The sequence below is a fragment of the Lampropedia aestuarii genome, from assembly GCF_004803635.1.
In the GTDB taxonomy this organism is placed as follows: domain Bacteria; phylum Pseudomonadota; class Gammaproteobacteria; order Burkholderiales; family Burkholderiaceae_C; genus Lampropedia; species Lampropedia aestuarii.
On sequence record NZ_SSWX01000013.1, the window covers coordinates 1 to 13,093 of the forward strand.

Here is a 13,093-nt window from a genome sequence, read left to right on the forward strand (position 1 = left end):
CTGTGCCTAACCGCCAGGGGGTTTTGCTTTGGAATCGCGTTTTGCGCTCTCGTCATGGCTAAACTGAAGCGGGGCTGTGTTTGCCTGTAGTGCGGGCGTAATGCGGGCGTAAAAATGGGAGCCATTTGGCTCCCATGTTCAGAGGCTAAGACTCAAATGCTTGCCTGGATCATTGCTGTGCATGTGTGGCTTGCGAATCAATCAGAAAGCGCTGGTTTTACCGCTGACCATCGACATGATGCTGCTGGCATTGAGTTTGTTTGCTTGCTCACGCATTTGCGGTAGATACTGGCTGTGCAGCGAGCGACCATCTTTGAGTACATGGGCATAGGCATCTTTGAGCATTTGCGTAGAAATGCTGCGCCCGCCTGCATAGTACTGGTTGGCTACATGGCCCAGCGCATAGGTCGAGGCAAAGCTCATGCCCGAGCTCACAGCCTGTTTGCCCAAGCCGCCCAGAATGCCTTTACCTGCCTTGCCAAGCAAGCCGCCCAGTAATTTGCGCCCCGCCTGCTCCAAATATTGGGAAGTCATGCCCACGCCGATGGTCGCCAGGAAATCACGAATATGGCCGCGGTCCAGTTCATAGCCATAGCTTTGCCCAATCTGGTAGACCAGCCGCATTTGCAGGGGAATGATGGCCATCGTTGAGAGCGACTCCGGCAGCAATTCAATCGCGCCATTGATGACAGAGGCACGCAGGATTTTGCTGTCCATGGCTTGTGTATCCAGCGTGCTTGCACGGGCTGCGTTGGCCGTGCCAGGCAGTGACAAGTCAGGGTGGGGTGCGTCATTGGCGTAGCTGGTGCTGTCCTCTGCGACCTGGGTGATGCTCGGCATAGCTGCTGCAGTCGCGGTTGAGGCCATACTTGCAGCTTGCAAAGGGGCATTGACTAAGGTGTCAGCTTGTTGCTCTGTGTCATGCACAAAGCTTTTGCTCAGGCCTAGTGCTTCGCGCAGATTTTCCAAAAATGCTTGTTCTTTGCTACTGGTTGAGCCATCGGCATCGCAAACGCAGACGGCCATTTCATAGGCCAGTTCGCGGCTTTCATCTGACTGCAGTGCTGCAACAGCGAGGTCGACATTAGTGCGCTTGAGCAAGACATCCTGGTAGAGTGATGGGAGATTGATGTCTGCGTTTTGTACCAAGCCTTCGGCTATGCGACGAATCTCTTCACGCTCACGCGCATGTTTCTCGCTGTCAGCATACGCTGCGAGCAAGGCGATGGTCAAAATGGCACGTACTTCTTGTTCGGTCATGGTAGGTAAGGTGTGTAATCGGGGTGCAGGCAGGCGTTGGCGTGGCCATGTCCTGCGCGCGTCTTGATACAGACTATGTGATCGAAGTTGGTGTATTTGGTTTCAAACCAGCGTGCTTTTTTGCACCATGCCACTGGTGTCTGCCCATCATAATCAAAGCCCCGCGATATGTGTCGTCCAACACATAAGCGGGGTTTGTGGCAGCGCAGCTCTGCTGAGCTAAGTCTTTGCTAATCGCACTGCAGGCTTTTAGTCCTCATAAGCTTGTATTGGCAAGCAAGAGCAGAACAAATTACGGTCGCCATAGACATTGTCGACACGGCCTACAGGGCACCAGTATTTGCTTTGTTTCAAACGGGCTACCGGGTAAGCGGCTTGCTCGCGGGAGTAAGGCGCAGTCCAATCACCCACCAGTAAGCTCGCGGCAGTGTGCGGCGCATGCACGAGTGGGTTGTTGTCTTGCGGCCAAGTGCCGTTTTCGACTTGGGCAATTTCTTGGCGAATGGACACCATGGCTTCAATGAAACGGTCCAGCTCTGCCAGGCTTTCGCTTTCAGTGGGCTCAACCATCAAGGTGCCAGGCACTGGGAATGACAGTGTGGGCGCATGAAAGCCATAATCAATCAGGCGTTTGGCCACATCTTCCGCGGTGATGCCGCAAGCATCTTTGATCGGGCGCAGGTCCAGAATGCATTCGTGGGCTACGCGGCCATTCTCGCTCGCGTACAGCGTAGGGAAATGTTCTTTCAATTGGCTGCTGATGTAGTTGGCGCTCAAGATCGCCGTTTGCGTGGCCTGACGCAAGCCTGCATCGCCCATCATGCGGATGTACATCCAAGAAATAGGCAGTACCGCCGCATTGCCGTAAGGCGCGGCAGAGACCGGTCCTACGCTGCCTGGTGTGTTCAAGGTGCTGGGCAAGAATGGCACCAGGTCTGCAGCCACGCATACAGGGCCTACGCCTGGACCGCCACCGCCGTGTGGAATGCAGAAGGTTTTGTGCAGGTTCAAGTGGCTGACATCGCCACCAAACTGGCCAGGTTGAGCCAAGCCAACCATCGCATTCATGTTGGCGCCGTCGACATAGACGCGGCCGCCATGCTGGTGTACCAGTTCGCAAATTTCGCGCACTTGGGTCTCAAACACACCATGGGTGCTGGGGTAGGTGATCATGATACAAGCCAGGCGATCGCTGTATTGCTCGCATTTGGCGCGCAAGTCAGCCAGATCGACGTTGCCTTGCTTGTCACAGGCGGTGACGACGACTTGCAAGCCCACCATTTGCGCACTGGCAGGGTTGGTGCCATGCGCTGACGATGGAATCAAGCAGATCGTGCGCTGTGTATCGCCTTTGGCTTCATGGTAGGCCTTGATGGCCAGCAAGCCTGCGTATTCACCTTGCGAGCCTGCGTTGGGTTGCAAGCTGACGCCAGCATAACCGGTGATGCTGCACAGCCATTGGCGCAGTTGCGCATCCAGCTCGGCATAGCCGGCCAGCTGCTCTGCAGGTGCGTAAGGGTGGATATCGGCAAACTCGGGCCAAGTGATCGGGATCATCTCGCTGGTTGCATTGAGTTTCATCGTGCAGCTGCCCAGCGGAATCATGCTGCGGTCTAGCGCCAGGTCCTTGTCGCTGAGGCTGCGCAGATAACGCAGCATTGCAGTTTCAGAGTGGTGGCTATTGAAGACCGGATGTGTCAAATACGCACTGTTTCTGCGTAAGTCCTTGGGAATCAGGTCTTGGCCATCATCGAGTTGGTTCAGGTCTGGAGTGGCCTGGGTTTTGGCAAACAGACCCAGCAATAATTCAACGTCAGCGCGGGTGCTGGTTTCATCCAGTGCAATGCCCACGCTTTGCGCGCAGACGCGACGCAAGTTCACGCCTTGGGCAACAGCTGCGGCCAACACGCTGTCAGTGGCATCGTTGGTGAGTACGGTGAGGGTATCGAAGGCGCTGCTGGCATAGAGCTTCTGGCCCAGGGCTTGCAAGCCTTTGGCCAGTATGGCTGTCAAGCGGGCAGTGCGTTGCGCAATACGAGCCAGACCTTGGGGACCATGGTAGACGGCGTACATGCTGGCGATCACGGCAGGCAAGACCTGTGCAGTGCAGATGTTGGATGTGGCTTTTTCGCGGCGGATGTGTTGTTCACGGGTTTGCAGTGCCAGGCGGAAAGCGGGATTGCCGTGCGAGTCGACACTGACGCCGACCAAGCGGCCTGGCAAGGAGCGCTTAAAGGCATCCAGGCAGGCCATGTAACCGGCATGCGGGCCGCCAGCGCCCATCGGCATGCCAAAGCGCTGTGTGGTGCCAACGACAATGTCTGCACCCATCTCCGCGGGGCTTTTCAGCAAGGTCAGGGCCAGCAAGTCGGCGGCCATGATGAAGGCGCCTTGCTGTGCGTGTGTGGCAGCAGCAGCTTCACTGTAATCATGCACGCCACCAATGCTGGCAGGGTACTGCGCCAGCGCCGCAAAGTGCGGTTGAGCCAAAGCGTTGTGCCATTCTTCTTGGCTTTGTGTGAGTACTATCTCAATGTCCAGTGGCGTGGCGCGGGTGCGCAACACGGCAATGGTCTGGGGGTGGCAATAGCCAGAGACCACAAATACAGCGCTTTTGGATTTAACGCTGCGCTTGGCCAAGGCCATGGCTTCGGCTGCAGCAGTGGCCTCATCGAGCATCGAGGCATTGGCAATATCCATGCCGGTCAAGTCGGTGACCATGGTCTGAAAGTTCAGCAAGGCCTCCATGCGGCCTTGGCTGATCTCTGCCTGGTAGGGGGTGTACGCAGTGTACCAAGCGGGATTCTCCAGCACATTGCGCAGGATAACGCCGGGTAAATGGTTGCCGTAATAGCCTTGGCCAATATGGCTTTTGAGGCGTTGGTTTTTTTGCGCAATGGCGCGCATCTCGGCCAGTGCTTGAACCTCGGTGACTGGTGCGGGCAAGGCCATCGCATCGCGCTGGGCGATTGAAGCAGGCACGATGCTGTCAATCAATGTTTGCACAGAGGCCGCGCCAATGGCTGCGAGCATATGCTTGGCATCAGGCTCGGTAATGCCAATATGGCGCGGCCAGAATTCCGTGCTGTTTTCCAAATCGGTGAGAGTGGTCTGAGCTTGCATAGGCATGGTCTTGGCGCCGCGACGCAAAAAAGAAAGTAACAAACAAAATAAAAACAATGCAGCGACTGGCAAATGCAGCCGCTAAGGGGTGATGCACCCCAGTAGCGCATCAACCTGGACAGAGTTATCGGTGGGGATAGCTCTGGCAGTGCAGCTCAGGCCTCTTTGGCAAAGGCCTCGTAGGCGGCTTCATCCAATAAGTCGTCGAGCTGACTGGGCACGGCCAGTTTGACTTTGAAGAACCAGCCTTCGGCCAGTGGTGCTGTATTGGCCAGACTCGGATCGTCGCGCAGGGCTTCGTTGATTTCAACGATTTCACCGTCAACAGGCATGTACACGTCGGCTGCGGCTTTGACAGACTCAACCACACCAGCAACATCGCCTTGTTTGAAGCTGGCACCGACCTCGGGCAAGTCCACAAACACCACATCGCCCAGTGCGTCTTGCGCATGCAAGGTGATGCCAACAATGGCGGAATCGGGGTTGCTGACGTCGACCCACTCGTGATCGCGGGAGAATTTCAGGCTCATCATGAGGCTCCGGTTAGTAAGACAAGGAATGGGACGGCTGTCCCTGTTCGAATTGTGCGAGAGCACAGCTGCCACTGTAGCCAACTTGGAGACCAGGGCAAGCAGCCCTGGCAGGTTCAATGGCGTTTTGGCAGCAGCCCAAGGGGGCGTTGAGCGCGGCTCAGCCGCGGTAGTAGCGTGCTGGCACGAAGGACCCGCTAGTGACTTCCATGGGTATTTTTTTACCGCGTACCATCGCATAGAGCACGGTGCCTGCAGCGGCATACTCCAGCGGGACATAGGCCATCGCAATGGGCTTGTCGAGGCAAGGGGAGAGCAGGCCGCTGGTGACTTCGCCCACGCGCTCGCCCTGTGCATTGTGCAACTCAGTGTGCTCACGCACCGGCACACGCTCTTGCCCTAATAAGCTGACGCGTTTGCGCGGCAGGGTGCTGGGTTGGTCGATTTCTGCCAGTACCTTGTCTGCGCCCGGAAAGCCGCCGGCGCGCTCGCCACCCAAGCGACGCACTTTGGGGATAGCCCAGTTCAGCGAGGCTTGCGCTGGCGTGCTGCTGGTGTCGATGTCGTTGCCATACAAGCACAAACCGGCTTCGAGTCGCAAGGAATTGCGTGCACCCAAGCCAATGGGCATGACGCCATCCTGCGCCAGCAGTGCACGCGCAAAGGCTTGGGCTGCCGTAGCAGGCAGGGACACTTCAAAACCATCTTCACCGGTGTAGCCACTGCGGGTGATGTAGAGCGACTGGCCCTGCCAGGCAAAGGCGCCACCGGTCATGAAGACCAGCTTGTTCACGCCTGGCACCAGTGCTTCTAAGGCTTGCACAGCGCTTGGGCCCTGCAAGGCCAGCAGCGCTTGCTCTGGCATGGGGGTGACGGTGCAGATCTGGCCGATGCGGGCTTGAATCCAGGCAATGTCAGCGGCTTTGCAAGCACCGTTGACGATTAAGAACAGGTCATCGCCACGGTTGACGAACATCAGGTCATCCAAAATGCCACCGTCGTCATTGAGCAGCAAGCCATAGCGCTGTTTGTGCAGATCCAGGCCGATCACATCGACTGGCAACAGACTCTCAAGTGCGGCGGCGGCATCTGGGCCTGATAAGCGCAGTTGGCCCATGTGCGAGACGTCAAACAAGCCTGCCTTTTCACGCACATGCAAATGCTCCTTCATCAGGCCGGCTGGGTATTGAACGGGCATCGCGTAGCCGGCAAAAGGCACCATGCGTGCGCCCAGTTCTTGGTGCAGGGCATGCAGTGGGGTATGCAGTAGCGCAGTCGTGGCGATGTTGGATGAGGTAGTCATGGCAAGGATCTCCAATACATAAAGCACCACAGCGTGCGGCTGCGGTGGGGAGACCCTGTTGTCCTCTTTACCTGAGAGATTCAACCAAATGCGTCGTGCAAGTGCATTTGACACATTTGGTTTTGCTCCTTCGGTGGCTGGTTGCAGCTTGCGTGGATGCGAACCAACTCTCTCCAACGGGGGGCGTTTGTGCAATCACAAACGTTTGTCAGTCCTTTTGCCTGAGCGTTTGGGGTTATTGGCCCTGCGCCTTCGGCGGCGGTGCTGCTGCATCAGCAATGCAGTGCCCACTCTCTCCTGACAGGTTGTGATTGTAGTGATGTTCTGCACTGGCTCACAGCGTTTTATAGCGTGCCGTGCAGGTTTTTTTGAATCAGCATTTCAACAAGCAGGCAGCGTTGGCAGATTGCATGCGTATTTGCGTCGAAGTGCCTGGTGAATCGAGTGGGGCGCGGGAATATTTACTATCTTTTATCTTTTATTAATTATTTGAGGTTAAAAAACAATATTTTTAGTTATATCTAATGCGCGCAACAGACTTGGGAGTTTTTGTTGAATGCATACAGCCACAAGCAAAAGGCCCCAGAAATTGCTGAGGCCTTTTGCGATGCTTAGTGCCTGATGTCAGCTGCTATGGCTGTTGCAGGCGCCAGTTGATCTCAGAGCGACTTCGGGGCGCTTTTCGCTGCAGACTTGGCTGCCATTTTGTCATTGGCAGTCTCTGTGGTTGGGGCAGCGTTGCCGGCGCCAACCAAAGTGCCCATTTCTTGCGCTGGCAGGGCTTTATGGTGCGTCAAAATTGCCAGGTTTTGTGCAATTGTGTGGCGCAGCTCACGGCGGTCGACGATCATGTCAATCGCCCCTTTTTCCAGCAAGAACTCAGCACGTTGGAAGCCTTCAGGCAGCTTCACGCGAACGGTCGATTCAATCACGCGTGGGCCGGCAAAGCCAATCAGGGCTTTGGGCTCAGCAATCACCAAGTCGCCCATGAAGGCAAAGCTGGCGCTGACGCCGCCCATCGTAGGGTCGGTCAACACGCTGATAAAAGGCAGACCTTGCTGACCAAACTGGGTCAGGGCTGCATTGGTTTTGGCCATTTGCATCAACGACAGCAAGCCTTCTTGCATGCGTGCACCCCCAGTGGCGGTAAAGCAAATGAATGGCACTTTTTTGTGCAGCGCAGCTTGCACAGCGCGCACAAAGCGCTCACCGACCACACTGCCCATGCTGCCGGCCATGAAGTTGAATTCAAAGCACGCCGCAACCACAGGCAAGCCCATGAGCTGACCGCCCATGGTGACCAGCGCTTCGGTTTCGTTGGTGGCTTTGTTGGCCTCCTTGAGACGGTCGGGGTATTTGCGACTGTCTTTGAATTTCAGCGAATCGACCGGCGTGACTTCCTGGCCGATTTCGTAGCGGCCTTCCGGATCGAGGAAGGCATTGAGGCGCATGCGCGCGCCAATGCGTTGGTGGGAGCCGCAATGTGGGCAGACATTTTGGTTTTTTTCCAGGTCTGCGCGGTACAAAACGGTTTCACATGCAGGACATTTTGACCACAATCCTTCGGGAATCTGGTGGCGCGCAGTAGATTCGGCGCTGCGAATCAGTCGTGATGGGATTATTTTGTCAAGCCAGGACATGCGTGAATGGAAGGGGTTGGGCAGTCTTTGGGACCGCGAATGTTCAATAACACAGCCGTTAGCAAGCTTTGTACGACTCGCTGCCTTGGCCTCAGAGTGGGCTTATGACGATCAGTACTCACCCCTCACTTCAACAAGGTAGAGGGAGCTTGCAGCGTTAAAGCCGGTCTGCGATTGTAGTCAATTTCTGCTGCGTGCGGATTTTCTGCATTCGGCGCAGCTCTTTGTCAAGATTCTGTGCCTTCATCCAGTGCCGGGGGGGTAGCTTGGATGCGAAAGGATTCGCTGGCCCACGCGCCCATGTCGATGAGCTTGCAGCGCTCACTGCAAAACGGCCTCCAGCGGTTACTGGGCGCAAAAACAGAGGGCTGCTGGCACTGCGGGCAAGGAACAACAGTTGCTGAAGAAACGGAAGATTCGGAATGGACCATGGAATATGCTGAAGCAGCCACAAGATATAGGCCATGGCTGCGTGGAATATTGTTAGAGCGTAATCAGGCTCTTAGAGCCTATTCAAAGTCTCGACGCAGTCGCGCAAGGCACAAAAAAGAGGCAGTACAAGACGCCTGTTGCAGCGCATACCTCTGTATGAGCAAAACGGGCTACGCAGTAATGCGCTTTTTTGTGCCTTGCCCTTTGGGTTGGAGCCTAAAAGGCACGCTGCTTTGTTAAAAATCCTCGCCGGGCAGATAGCCCGACTGCGGTTTTTGCCGCGCATCGTATCCTTTTGGGCTCCAACGCGGTCTGCGTGGAGACTTTGAACAGGCTCTTACAAGCCGCAGATGGCAACTTCGAGCGACAAGTCTTTATAAGTTTGGCTCGATTTGCCTTCTAAATTGGGCTCCATCATACGCACAGAGATCAATAAACGGTTGGCACTGATCTCAGGAGTGACGTCATCGCGCGGGTCAATCCACAAGCGCAGCAGCTGGAAGCCGCGAGTAGCGGGCAGGTTTTGCTGGAATTGGCCTCGAGAGACAGCGACGCGGTGGGCTGTGCCAGTATCGCGGATGAGTTTGAGCAGCAAAAACACCGTATCGGCCACAGGTGTCAGGCTATTGGCCCAAGTCTCTAAATCGCGCAAGCGTGTGGCCGAGGGTTTGTGCTTCCAGTGGTGAAACAGTGGCAGATCAAAGTTGCAGGTGCCGCCGGGGATAGCCATGCGGCTGCGAATGGTGTTGAGCCACTCATTCTCGATGATGGCCTGGCCTGGCTTGCCTGCAAGCAGGTTGAGGTTTTTAACGCAGTAATCAATGCGGCTAAAAATGCGATCCAGCACGCCGTGGTCTATGTCTGGATAGTCTTTGTAGATTTGCATTGCCGTGCGCTGGCGCTCCAAATCTTTGAGCAAGTCGGTTTTCAGGTCGGTACGACTGGCCACATCAACCGCTTCAAAAATGGTTTGTAGCGCGTACTGGTGGTCACAGGTGTCTGAGCGAGCGAGCAGCTCCTGCAGGCGCAAAAGCAGGTATTCGAGACGCAAATATGTGCGAATGCGCTCATTGAATGGGTATTCGTAAAGTATCACTCTGATGCGGTCCTGCTGAGGCAACTAGAAAGGTTGCAAGCCTGTGTGGGCTTGCCAAAATAGGAGTTTCCAAGTCTCCGCTCAGCATGCTTCATCTGCGTATTCTCAGGGAGGCTTTATGCATGCCAAGCAATTGTTTGATTTTTATAGAAAGAAACAGAAAATTCAAGAAACAATTCATTTTTGATTATGCAACAAAGGCAGCATGGCCAGTGCACTCATGCAAAGCGATTGTTAAGCAGCGCCAAGCGCTTTATTGACCCGATGGAGCCTCGCTGCCAATGGCTCAGACCGCCAAGCCTGGATTGACCTTGTGCAGTGACTCGCGTGCTTTTACATTTTCTTGTTCTATCAAAGGCTCGAGCTTGAAAATGACGACCGATAGATTGTCGCCCAACCCCTGAGCGCGCTCACGTGCTTTGCTGACCAAAAACATCGCCGCTTCCTTGGCGGTCAACATGTGCACGGTCTGTCCTAGCTCCGACGGGGAAAAGTAGGCCCACAGGCCATCGCTGCATGCCAGAAAGGCATCACCAGGAGCCAGTTTTCTCACCGCATGAATCGGCGCAGGCGGATCGACCTCTGTGCCCAGGCAGCCCAGCAGCATGTTAGAGCTTGGGTGGCCTTCGGCTTGCTCTTCGGAAAGTTCGCCACTGTCGATGAGGCTTTGCACATAAGAGTGGTCTTTGGTGCGAAACACCAGGCGCCCCGATTGGAAATGGTAGAAGCGTGAATCTCCTGCATGCACGCTAAAGCACTGGCCTTGGGGTGTGATCAGAAAAGCGGCAATCGTGCTGTGCGGCTCTTGCTCTGCTGAGATGGCCGTCAGACGGATCACCAAATGCGCTTCTTTGACAATGTTTTGCAGCAATGCGCTGGGCTCGTCGGTTTGTGGGTCAAAGCGTTCTAGCAGTTGTTTGGCAGTCAGCAGTACCTGGTCGGCTGCCTTGCGGCCACCGCTGCGCCCGCCCATGCCATCCGCGATCACGGCCAAGACGCAGTCCTGATTTCTCGGATGCTGCAAAATCGCCACTTGGTCTTGCTGGTATTGGCGATCACCTTTGTGCAGCCCGGTAGCGGCTGTCAAGCGGAAACTATTGCTCATGGACTTGCAGTGGGTTGGTTCAAGCAAAGTGGCTGAAACGGTATGATGGGCAACACGCTGCCGTGTGGGCAGGCCCTTCAAGGGGCTTTCCCTTAAGAATAACAGGCAGTGGTGGATTGGCAGCTCTAACAAATGCCAAGTGCATGCAATGTAGCTGCAATTGCACTGTACAGCCATTTTCGTTTTTGCTTAGAGCAGCGCTGTCTTAGAGATTTTTTGTGATTGATGATTGAAATGCAATTGCCAGAGCTTACGGCGAGCACGTTTTCTGAGCACGGCGCTCTGGCTGCAGCCAACCCGAATTACCGCCCGCGTGCAGGCCAGCTCCAAATGGCGCAGGCCGTTGCGCGCACACTGCAAGATGGCGGCGCACTGGTGGTCGAGGCCGGTACTGGCGTGGGCAAGACTTTTGCCTATTTGATTCCCTCTTTGCTCAGCGGCGAGCGGATTTTGGTCTCTACTGCTACCAAGGCATTGCAAGACCAGATTTATTTTCGAGATCTGCCATTCTTACGCAAAGCGCTGGGTATTTCTTTGAATGCTGCCTTGCTTAAAGGCCGCAATAGCTATTTATGCCCATACCGCCTGGAGCTGGCTGAGTCTGAGCTTGATGGCGCAAGCACAGCCGAGGTGCGCTGGATTGGCCAGGTGCGCCAATGGGCGACCACGACAGTGACGGGTGATATGAGCGAGATGCCCGGTTTTGTCGAGCGCTCGCCGCATTTGCCGCTGGTGACGTCCACGCGCGAGAATTGTTTGGGTGCCCAGTGCCCGAGTTTTACGCAGTGCTATGTGAACAAAGCCCGCCGAGAGGCCTTGGGGGCGGACTTGGTGGTGATCAACCACCATTTGTTTTTTGCCGACATGCAGGTGCGCGAGACCGGCATGGCCGAGTTACTGCCCAGTGTGCGTGCGGTGGTTGTTGATGAGGCCCACCAATTCAATGAAACCGGTGTGAATTTTCTCGGTGAGCAATGGAGCAACTCGCAGCTGATGGACTTCGCCCGCGAAACACTGCGCACCGGCAATAAGCTCGCGCGAGGCCTGGGCGATTGGGCGCAATTGGTCTACCAGGTCGATGAGGCTTGCAAGCGCTGGATGCGTTGCCTGGGCGAGGGCACGAATATCCGCCTGAGCTGGGGCCTGGATGCGCCTGAGCGGGTCAAGGCCGACGCTTGGCAGGCCGCCCTGCAAGAGCAGGCCAGTAGCTTGCAGGCGCTCGAAGATGCGCTGCAGCCGGTCGCCGCTTCGGCTCCCGAGCTGGCCCGGCTGCACGAGCGCTGCCAGCTGCACCGGCAAAAAGCACAGCTGTTCCAAACCAGACCGCGGGCTGGTCGGGTGCGCTGGGTTGAGTTGGGCGGGGTGACAATTCGCATGGTCGAGAGTCCGCTCGATATCGCTGGCGATATGCGCACCCATTGGGGTTTGGCCGCGGCAGAGGCGACCGCGGATGTGGCCGATGCCGCAGATGCAAGCGCAGAAAAGCCGGCTGCACGCAAGGCCGCAGAAGCCACTGAGGCGCAAAGCCATGCCTGGATTTTTACCTCAGCCACCTTGGGCGCCGATCCGCAACTGAGCCATTTCACACAAGCTTGCGGCTTGGAAGGTGCGCAAGTGCTGCAAGTGCCCAGCCCCTTCAACTACAGCAAGCAATCGGTGCTGTACGTGCCCTCTGACATGCCTGACCCCAAAGAGGTCGGCGCACACGGCCGCGCCGTTGCCGCGCTCGCAGCGCAAGGCGCGCAAGCCCTGGGTGGGCGAACCTTGGTGCTGACAACCACCCTCAAAGCCCTGCGCCTGATTGGCGATGCACTGCGTGAGGAGCTGCTGGCGACCGATGCGGTCGAGGTCTTGATACAGGGTGAAATGTCCAAGCAGAGGCTGATGGAGCGTTTTCGCGAACCCGAGCCGGACAAAGGCTATGTGCTGGTGGCCTCGGCCACTTTCTGGGAAGGCTTTGATGTGCCAGGTGACGCCTTGCAACTGGTGGTCATTGACAAGCTGCCCTTCCCGCCGCCCAACGACCCGCTGATTCAAGCCAAGGCGCGCAAATACGAAGAGTCCGGCCAAAGTGCATTTGCGCGCTTGTTCGTGCCCGAGGCCGCGATTGCCTTGAAGCAGGGTGCGGGGCGTTTGATTCGCACCGAGTCCGACAAAGGCATTTTGGTGCTGTGTGACCCGCGCGTGGTGGAGAAGGGCTATGGTCGCCAGTTGCTGGCGAATCTGCCGCCGATGTCCAGAATGCGCAGCGCGGCCAATTTCAGCGAGGCCGTCAAGCGTTTGGCAGCCAGTCGATTGGCAGGCACAGGCTAAGCGGCCGTCGTGTTTTGTGCCGTGTAAAAATAAACGGCCCCGTATGGAGCTGTTACATGTTTTCGCATCCCTTTCAAGGTCTTTGCAGTTTGATGATTGAAACTGCACGGATTGACGAATAAACGTCCAATCGGCATGGCTCATGGAGCCTGCTTTCAGCCGCATGCGCAGCGCGGTCATGCCCGCCAGTGTGCTGGTTTTTCTGGGAAATTGCCGATAGACTTTGCGCTACTTTTATTATGAGGGCGTATTGACGTTCTTGGGCGCCGCACGCGCACAGGCATTTGGTTT

At 56.2% G+C, this 13,093-nt stretch carries 8 protein-coding genes, 1 pseudogene and 2 riboswitches; of the genes and pseudogenes, 1 reads left to right on the forward strand and 8 read right to left on the reverse strand.

What is annotated here, in order from left to right:
* Window positions 1-201: 201 nt before the first annotated feature.
* The 8 genes and pseudogenes from E8K88_RS10705 to E8K88_RS10740 form a co-directional block, all read right to left on the reverse strand.
* Window positions 202-1,260 (reverse strand): TerB family tellurite resistance protein, encoded by a 1,059-nt coding sequence (locus E8K88_RS10705; protein ID WP_136406668.1) that lies wholly within the window; start codon window positions 1,258-1,260, stop codon window positions 202-204.
* A gap of 249 nt (window positions 1,261-1,509) precedes the next feature.
* On the reverse strand, window positions 1,510-4,389 hold the full coding sequence (gene gcvP / locus E8K88_RS10710) for an aminomethyl-transferring glycine dehydrogenase (protein WP_136406669.1): 2,880 nt from the start codon (window positions 4,387-4,389) through the stop codon (window positions 1,510-1,512).
* A gap of 149 nt (window positions 4,390-4,538) precedes the next feature.
* A complete protein-coding gene (gene gcvH, locus E8K88_RS10715; protein WP_136406766.1) occupies window positions 4,539-4,913 on the reverse strand; it encodes a glycine cleavage system protein GcvH in 375 nt (124 codons plus the stop codon).
* Between the two features lie 160 nt (window positions 4,914-5,073).
* Window positions 5,074-6,216 carry a glycine cleavage system aminomethyltransferase GcvT gene (gcvT, locus tag E8K88_RS10720; protein ID WP_136406670.1) on the reverse strand — a complete coding sequence of 381 codons (1,143 nt, stop codon included), beginning with the start codon at window positions 6,214-6,216 and terminating at the stop codon, window positions 5,074-5,076.
* 48 nt (window positions 6,217-6,264) lie between these two features.
* A riboswitch (glycine riboswitch) is annotated at window positions 6,265-6,403 on the reverse strand.
* Window positions 6,404-6,415: 12 nt separating this feature from the next.
* Window positions 6,416-6,526, reverse strand: a riboswitch (glycine riboswitch).
* A 460-nt stretch (window positions 6,527-6,986) separates the two neighbouring features.
* A pseudogene (gene accD, locus E8K88_RS10725) lies at window positions 6,987-7,856 on the reverse strand (acetyl-CoA carboxylase, carboxyltransferase subunit beta); the annotation flags it as partial.
* A 227-nt stretch (window positions 7,857-8,083) separates the two neighbouring features.
* A complete protein-coding gene (locus E8K88_RS10730; protein ID WP_136406672.1) occupies window positions 8,084-8,287 on the reverse strand; it encodes a DNA gyrase inhibitor YacG in 204 nt (67 codons plus the stop codon).
* Window positions 8,288-8,625: 338 nt separating this feature from the next.
* Window positions 8,626-9,384 carry a cell division protein ZapD gene (zapD, locus tag E8K88_RS10735; RefSeq protein ID WP_205880069.1) on the reverse strand — a complete coding sequence of 253 codons (759 nt, stop codon included), beginning with the start codon at window positions 9,382-9,384 and terminating at the stop codon, window positions 8,626-8,628.
* Between the two features lie 286 nt (window positions 9,385-9,670).
* A complete protein-coding gene (locus E8K88_RS10740) occupies window positions 9,671-10,489 on the reverse strand; it encodes a PP2C family protein-serine/threonine phosphatase (RefSeq protein WP_136406673.1) in 819 nt (272 codons plus the stop codon).
* Between the two features lie 234 nt (window positions 10,490-10,723).
* Between E8K88_RS10740 and E8K88_RS10745 the strand changes: the two genes are divergently transcribed.
* On the forward strand, window positions 10,724-12,802 hold the full coding sequence (locus tag E8K88_RS10745) for a DNA repair helicase YoaA (RefSeq protein WP_240754468.1): 2,079 nt from the start codon (window positions 10,724-10,726) through the stop codon (window positions 12,800-12,802).
* Window positions 12,803-13,093 lie beyond the last annotated feature (291 nt).

What these genes read in the sequence shown, in the direction of transcription:
- E8K88_RS10730 (WP_136406672.1), bottom strand. Translation starts at nt 8,287, where the DNA reads ATGGTCCATTCCGAATCTTCCGTTTCTTCAGCAACTGTTGTTCCTTGC.
- gcvT (WP_136406670.1), bottom strand. Translation starts at nt 6,216, where the DNA reads ATGACTACCTCATCCAACATCGCCACGACTGCGCTACTGCATACCCCA.
- gcvP (WP_136406669.1), bottom strand. Translation starts at nt 4,389, where the DNA reads ATGCCTATGCAAGCTCAGACCACTCTCACCGATTTGGAAAACAGCACG.
- E8K88_RS10740 (WP_136406673.1), bottom strand. Translation starts at nt 10,489, where the DNA reads ATGAGCAATAGTTTCCGCTTGACAGCCGCTACCGGGCTGCACAAAGGT.
- E8K88_RS10745 (WP_240754468.1), top strand. Translation starts at nt 10,724, where the DNA reads ATGCAATTGCCAGAGCTTACGGCGAGCACGTTTTCTGAGCACGGCGCT.
- gcvH (WP_136406766.1), bottom strand. Translation starts at nt 4,913, where the DNA reads ATGAGCCTGAAATTCTCCCGCGATCACGAGTGGGTCGACGTCAGCAAC.
- E8K88_RS10705 (WP_136406668.1), bottom strand. Translation starts at nt 1,260, where the DNA reads ATGACCGAACAAGAAGTACGTGCCATTTTGACCATCGCCTTGCTCGCA.